Origin of the sequence: Pantoea sp. CTOTU46764 (assembly GCF_031974595.1) — a bacterium.
GTDB classification, from domain to species: domain Bacteria; phylum Pseudomonadota; class Gammaproteobacteria; order Enterobacterales; family Enterobacteriaceae; genus Pantoea; species Pantoea trifolii.
The window spans coordinates 10,689-17,362 of record NZ_DALYOQ010000091.1; the positions used below are offsets into that span (position 1 = coordinate 10,689).

Here is a 6,674-nt window from a genome sequence, read left to right on the forward strand (position 1 = left end):
CCGATCCACTACACATACCCCATCATCCGCAGCATCGACTGCGCCTGATTCATCGCTTCCGCGCGATGCGTCACGCCGAGTTTTTGGTATAGATTGCGAATATGCGTTTTGATAGTGGTGGCCGCAACATCCAGCTCGCCAGCGATCTGCTCGTTGCTGTATCCCGAATAGATCAGCCCCAAAACCTGCCATTCGCGTTGGGTCAGCGGGCTGGTGCGGATCAGCTCCGGCACATCGGGATGATTAATCAGGCGGCTAACAAAGCCTTCGTCAAAATGGGCAAACTTATGGCGATGATATTTATTAATCTCGCTGAGAATGCGTCTGGCGCGATGGTTATCGAGTTCATCAAGCGTATTCAGCTGAATCAGCTGACGCAGCTGCTGCGCCATCGCTTCACCTTCAATCACGAAATGACTGACGAAACCGGTGCTGCGCGCCAGTTTCAGCGCTTCGGTCAGCGCCAACTGCGCTTCTGCTTTGCGCTGGGTTTGCCAGTAAATCTGATTTAACAGCAGCAGATTACGGTTCATGTCGCTCATCAGGTTCAGCGCGCGGGCGTTATCATTCAACTCGTCCAACACCACTTCGGCCTGGCTCATATTTCCCAGCAAAATCTGCGCGCGCGCCACGTTGCGCCACTGACCTTGCAGGAAATGATTATTGGCGAACTCCGGTTTCGCCGTCTGGCGCATCCAGCTGCTGGCGCTTTGACTGTCGCCGGTCATCTGCCAGAAAATCACCCGCACTTTATCGGCATTGGCGATCCAGTCGCTGTGCAGCGATCCGTTGTTGAGTAGATTCTCAAGCCGACTAAGGTGGCTGCGGGCGTTATCAAGATTGCCGCGCGCCAGCGAACACTGCACCAGCAAACCGAGGCACTGAATCTGCTGCTGCGGCTGATAACCTTTCAGCACTTTGATGCCTTCACGCGCCGCCTGTTCCGCTTCGTCGAGTCGGCCCCACGCCCATAACAGTTGCGCGCGAATACGCAGCAGGAATTCATGCATCGGGAACTGTGTCAGATGCTGCTCTTTGACCAATACAAACGCCCGATCCTGCATCTCATAAGCGGATTGTAAAAATCCCTGCGCGAACAGAATTTCACTCTGCTGGATTAGGCTCCACAGCGCGTAATTCCACGCTTCTTCGCGACGCGCCATCTGCTCGGTCTGACGCATCAGCTTCAGCGAACTGCTGAGCTCGCCTTTGCAATGCATCACTTCGCCCAATACCGAAGTGGCCACAATGCAGCTGTATTGACGGCTTTCCGGCAGCGCGTCGAGCGCCAGCATCGCCAGCCGCTCGGCTTCCTCGGCGTTACCGTCGTTGATGGAAACCTGCGCCAGCAGCGCGTTAAATTCGCCGCGCAGCACATCATCAATCTCTTGGCTGCAGGAGTGCTCAAAGCGCGTCAGCAAACTGCTTACTTCAGAAAAACGGTGCTGGCTCTGCATCAACCACGCCTGCAACAGCAGCAGTTTTGGATTTTCCAGCAGAATCTCCCACGGCAGCGCCTTGAGTGAATTTTCCAGCAGCGTGAGCTCACTCTGATTAAACAGCGTCCAGGCATATTGCAGCAGCACGTCGCGCAGCATTAGCGCATCACCGGCAGCAAGCGCATGATGGATCGCTTCGCCAGGAAAACCGAGGCGCATCCAGCTTTCAGCCGCCGCGCGATGCAGCGCAGGCAGTTCAGTCGCCAGTTCCCACTGACAGCGCTGACGCAAGAAACTGCCAAACAGCGGATGATAGCTAAACCACTCGCCCGAGTTATCCATACGCTGCAAAAATAAGCCCTGACGCTCAATCTCTTCCAGCCGCATCTGTCCTTGCTCTTCACCGGTTACGCAAGCGATCAGCGTGTCGTTCATCGATCGCAACAACGCGCTTTTCAACAAAAACTGTCGCGTGGCGCTATCGACGTTATTCAGCACTTCCTCAACCAGATAATCCGCCAGATGGCTGGCGTTAATGCCGGAAAGGCGGCGCGCGGAATCCTGGGCGGAACTGGCGCCTTGACGCGTCGAGAGTGCGATCAGTTGCAACGCCGTCGCCCAACCCGCCACGTCATCACACAAACGTCCGCTCTCTTCCGATTCCAGCGGCGTCGTCAGGCGGCAATCAAAAAACTGTTTCGCTTCATGATGAGTAAACGCCAGCTGCTGGCTGCCCAATTCAATCAGCTGTTCACGCACGCGCAGGTTGGCAATGCCGAGCTGCGGCAAATTACGTGACAGCAAAATCAGCGTCACATTTTCCGGCTGGTTGCGGAGAAAGAAGCGCATCGCGTCGTGAATCGCGGGATTGGTGATGTGATGGTAATCATCAATGATCAGCCAAATCGGCTGCTGCCACGCCGCCAGCTCACTGAACAGTTGAGCGAACAGCGCATTTAAGTTGATGTACTGCCGTTTCTGCGCCAGCGCTTCGCTGGAGGCGCAGCCGCCCTGCGTGGCCTGCTGCAGAGCGGCGATTAGGTAATCGACGAAGCGTTCAGGTTGATTATCGCCCTCATCCAGTGAATACCAGCCCAGATTGGCTTTCCCCGCCGCCCATTGTGAGATCAGCGTGGTTTTGCCATATCCCGCCGGACTGGTCACCAACACCAACCGGTAATTGCCCGCCGCGCCCAGTTTTTGCATCAGGCGCTCGCGCGCAACGGTGTTCTCAAGGCGGACAGGTCGGCTAAGTTTGGAGGGTATTAACATCGGTAAACGCTTCTCCCTAAACGTGGCGCATCATTATTTTACGCTTCGTAATTAATAGTCACATACGTTCAGACATTCATTTACCTATTGCAAGCGAACCCATTAAGCAGTCTTAACAAAAGCGACGGTTATCACATTCCTGTCACACTTTAAGATTTCCCTCAGCCTCTCCTCCCCGCTCATCCTCCCCGCTGAATTTGGTGCAGGAGGAGGAGCGCGTAATGGCTGACGCGCAGAATGAAGCATATTCACCTTCGCCCTTACAGGACTGATTATGAAATTTGATCGCACCCGTTTTAAACACGCGCTAACCCGCCAATGGCAACGTTTTGGTCTGCACGATGCGCAAGAGATGACGCCAAACCAATGGTGGCAGGCGCTAAGTGGCGCACTGGCCGACATGCTGGCGGAAATGCCTGCGCCACCTGCGGCCACGCCGCAGCGGCACGTTAACTACATCTCGATGGAGTTCTTGATAGGCCGACTGACCGGTAACAACCTGCTCAACCTTGGCTGGTATGACGAGGTCAACGCGGCGCTGGCCGAGTGGAATATCACGCTGAGCGACGTGGAAGCGTGTGAAACCGATCCGGCGCTGGGCAACGGTGGTTTGGGCCGGCTCGCTGCCTGTTTTCTCGATTCGATGGCGACGGTCGGACAACCCGCCACCGGTTACGGACTCAATTATCAGTACGGCCTGTTCCGCCAGCACTTCGTTGATGGCGCGCAGCAGGAGATGCCGGATAACTGGCAGCGCGATAGCTATCCGTGGTTTAACCACAACGCGGCGTTAACCGTGCCGGTCCATCTTGGCGGCAAAGTCATCACACAGAATGGCGTTGCGCGCTGGGAGCCAGCGGTGCAAATTCTCGGCGAAGCCTGGGATCTGCCGGTGGTGGGTTATCAGAATGGCGTTACCCAACCTCTGCGTCTGTGGCAGGCAAAACATGCGCAGCCGTTTAATCTGCAGCGCTTCAATAACGGGGATTTCCTGCGCGCCGAGCAGCCGGGCATTGAAGCCGAAAAACTCACTAAAGTCCTTTACCCCAACGACAATCACGACAACGGCAAAAAGCTGCGCCTGATGCAGCAGTATTTCCAGTGCGCCTGCTCGCTGGCGGACATCCTGCGCCGTCACCAGCGCGCCGGACGCGGCATCGAATCCTTGCCGGATTATGAGGTGATACAGCTCAACGATACTCATCCCACGCTGGCAATCCCCGAGCTGATGCGCCTGCTGCTGGATGAACACGCGCTGAGCTGGGACGCGGCGTGGCACATCACCCAGCGCACCTTTGCCTATACCAATCACACCTTGATGCCTGAAGCGCTGGAGTGCTGGGATGTACGCATGGTGCGCGCCCTGCTGCCGCGCCATATGCTGATCGTTAACCAACTCAATGTTCAGCTGAAGAAGCAGGTTGAGGCGCACTGGCCGGGCGACGAAGCGACCTGGGCGAAACTGGCGTTGGTGCACAACAATCAGCTGCGCATGGCCAATCTCTGCGTCACCAGCGGCTTTGCGGTGAACGGCGTGGCGGCGCTGCACTCGCAGCTGGTGGTGAAAGACCTGTTCCCGGAATATCACGCGCTGTGGCCGGAGAAATTCCATAACGTCACCAACGGCATCACGCCGCGCCGCTGGATTAATCAGTGCAATCCGGCGCTGGCTGCGTTGATCACTAAAACTCTCGATCAGCCGTGGCTCACCGATCTCGATCAGCTGAAAGCGCTAGAAACCTACGCCGATCACGCCGCATTTCAGGCGCAGTATCGCGCCATCAAGCAGCAGAACAAGGTGGCGCTGACGCAATGGATCGCAGAACGCACCGGCATCAAGGTGAATCCTGAGGCGATGTTTGATGTGCAGATTAAGCGCCTGCACGAGTACAAGCGTCAGCATCTGGCGCTGCTGCACATTATCGCGCTGTGGCAAACGCTGGTGAGCGATCCGCAGGCCAACCTGACGCCGCGCGTGGTGCTGTTTGGTGCCAAAGCTGCGCCGGGTTATGTGCTGGCTAAAAACATCATCTACGCGATTAATAAAGTGGCGGCCACCATCAACAACGATCCGCGCATTGGCGACCGCCTGAAAGTGGTGTTTGTGCCTGATTACAACGTTTCGGTTGCCGAGCGGCTGATCCCGGCAGCGGATCTCTCCGAGCAGATTTCTACCGCCGGCAAAGAGGCATCCGGCACCGGCAATATGAAGCTGGCGCTGAACGGCGCATTAACCATCGGCACGCTGGATGGCGCTAATGTGGAGATCGCCGAGCAGGTTGGATCCGATAATATCTTTATCTTTGGTCATACCGTCGATCAGGTCAGCGCGTTGAAAGCGGAAGGCTATTCGCCTGACGCATGGCGCAAAAAAGATACGCAGCTGGATCGGGTATTGAAAGCGTTAGAAGACGGCACCTTCAGCGATGGCGACGTCACCGCGTTCGAGCCGCTGCTGCACAGCCTGAGCGCTAAAGGCGGCGATCCTTATCTGGTGCTGGCCGATTTTCGTCACTACCTCAACGCGCAGGCGCAGGCTGAAACTTTGTGGGCCGATCAGCACGGCTGGACGCGCGCCGCCATTCTCAACACCGCGCGCTGCGGCATGTTCAGTGCCGACCGCGCCATCCGCGACTATCAGCAACGCATCTGGCAGGCCGCGCGATGAACAGCACTATCACACCAACCGCCGAAATCGCCAGTGAATACATCGACGCGCACGGTCAGCTGCAATCGGTCTCCGCCCTAACCCGCCAGCGTTTGCTGGCAGCGATGCATCCCGCGAAACCGCACGCTTCGCCGCTGCCGCCGGTGATGATCGTGCAAGGAGAACACGCGGAGATTGTGCTGCCTGCGCCCGGCATGGCAGGCAAGTGGCAGCTGATCGCGGAACAGGGCGAAAGCTGGCACGGGCGCGCTATCGCCAACCAGCCGATCGTTTTACCCGCGCTGCCTTTGGGTTATCACCAGCTCAGTTACACAGCGTATTTGCAGACCTTTCACTGCCGGATTATTGTCGCGCCGGTTCGCTGTTACGAGCCGCCAGCCATCCAGCAAGGGCAATCGCTGTGGGGCGCCTGCATTCAGCTTTATACGCTGCGATCGGCGTCCAACTGGGGAATCGGCGATTTCAGCGACTTAAAGCAGATGCTGGTCGAGGTCGCGCAGCGTGGCGGGGCCTGTATTGGGCTGAACCCGCTGCATGCACTGTTCCCGGCAATGCCGGAGAGCGCCAGCCCGTACAGCCCGTCGTCGCGGCGCTGGCTCAATATGCTGTATATCGATGCCGCCGCCGTTGAGGATTTTACGCTGAGTGAAGAAGCGCAACGCTGGTGGCAGGCGGCCAGCACGCAGCAGGCGTTACAAGCGGCGCGGGATGCTGAGTGGGTGGATTATTCAGCGGTAACTGCGCTCAAACTGCAGGCGCTGCGCCTCGCCTGGCAGCACTTCAGGAAGCGCGGCGCGGACGATGATCTGGTTATCGCCTTTGAACATTTCATGCAGCAAGGCGGTGAAAGTTTGCTGCATCAGGGCGTGTTTGATGCGCTGCACGCCGCGCAGATCGCCGAAGACCCTCAGCGCTACGACTGGACAACCTGGCCTGCGGCGTTGCAGTCGCCCGACAGCGCAGCGGTGCGGGCATTCCGCATCGAACACACCTATGAAGTACGCTTTTATCTGTGGCTGCAATGGCTGGCCACGCGCCAGTTCGCTGACTGCTGGGCGGTGTGCCAGCAGCAGGCGATGCCAATTGGCTTATACCGCGATCTGGCGGTGGGCGTGGCGCAGGGCGGCGCAGAAACCTGGAGCGATCGCGAGCTGTACTGCTTGCAGGCCAGCGTCGGCGCGCCGCCCGATATTCTCGGCCCGCTCGGCCAGAACTGGGGATTGCCGCCGATGGATCCACAAATTATGCAGGCACGCGCCTACGAGCCGTGGATTGCGCTGCTGCGCGCCAACATG

At 57.8% G+C, this 6,674-nt stretch carries 3 protein-coding genes; 2 read left to right on the top strand and 1 reads right to left on the bottom strand.

What is annotated here, in order from left to right:
- Positions 1–8: 8 nt before the first annotated feature.
- Entirely contained in the window at positions 9–2,711 is a 2,703-nt protein-coding gene (gene malT, locus RTM06_RS21080; RefSeq protein WP_312184601.1) for an HTH-type transcriptional regulator MalT, read from the bottom strand.
- A 274-nt stretch (positions 2,712–2,985) separates the two neighbouring features.
- Here malT and malP point away from each other — a divergent pair, with 274 nt between their 5' ends.
- Positions 2,986–5,379, top strand: a complete 2,394-nt coding sequence (malP, locus tag RTM06_RS21085) for a maltodextrin phosphorylase (protein ID WP_312184602.1) — start codon at positions 2,986–2,988, stop codon at positions 5,377–5,379.
- On the top strand, positions 5,376–6,674 hold a 1,299-nt coding region (gene malQ, locus RTM06_RS21090), incomplete at its 3' end, for a 4-alpha-glucanotransferase (protein WP_312184603.1). The genes malP and malQ, both read left to right, overlap by 4 nt.

Coding starts and splice junctions, on each gene's coding strand:
- malT (WP_312184601.1), bottom strand. CDS start 2,711: ATGTTAATACCCTCCAAACTTAGCCGACCTGTCCGCCTTGAGAACACC.
- malP (WP_312184602.1), top strand. CDS start 2,986: ATGAAATTTGATCGCACCCGTTTTAAACACGCGCTAACCCGCCAATGG.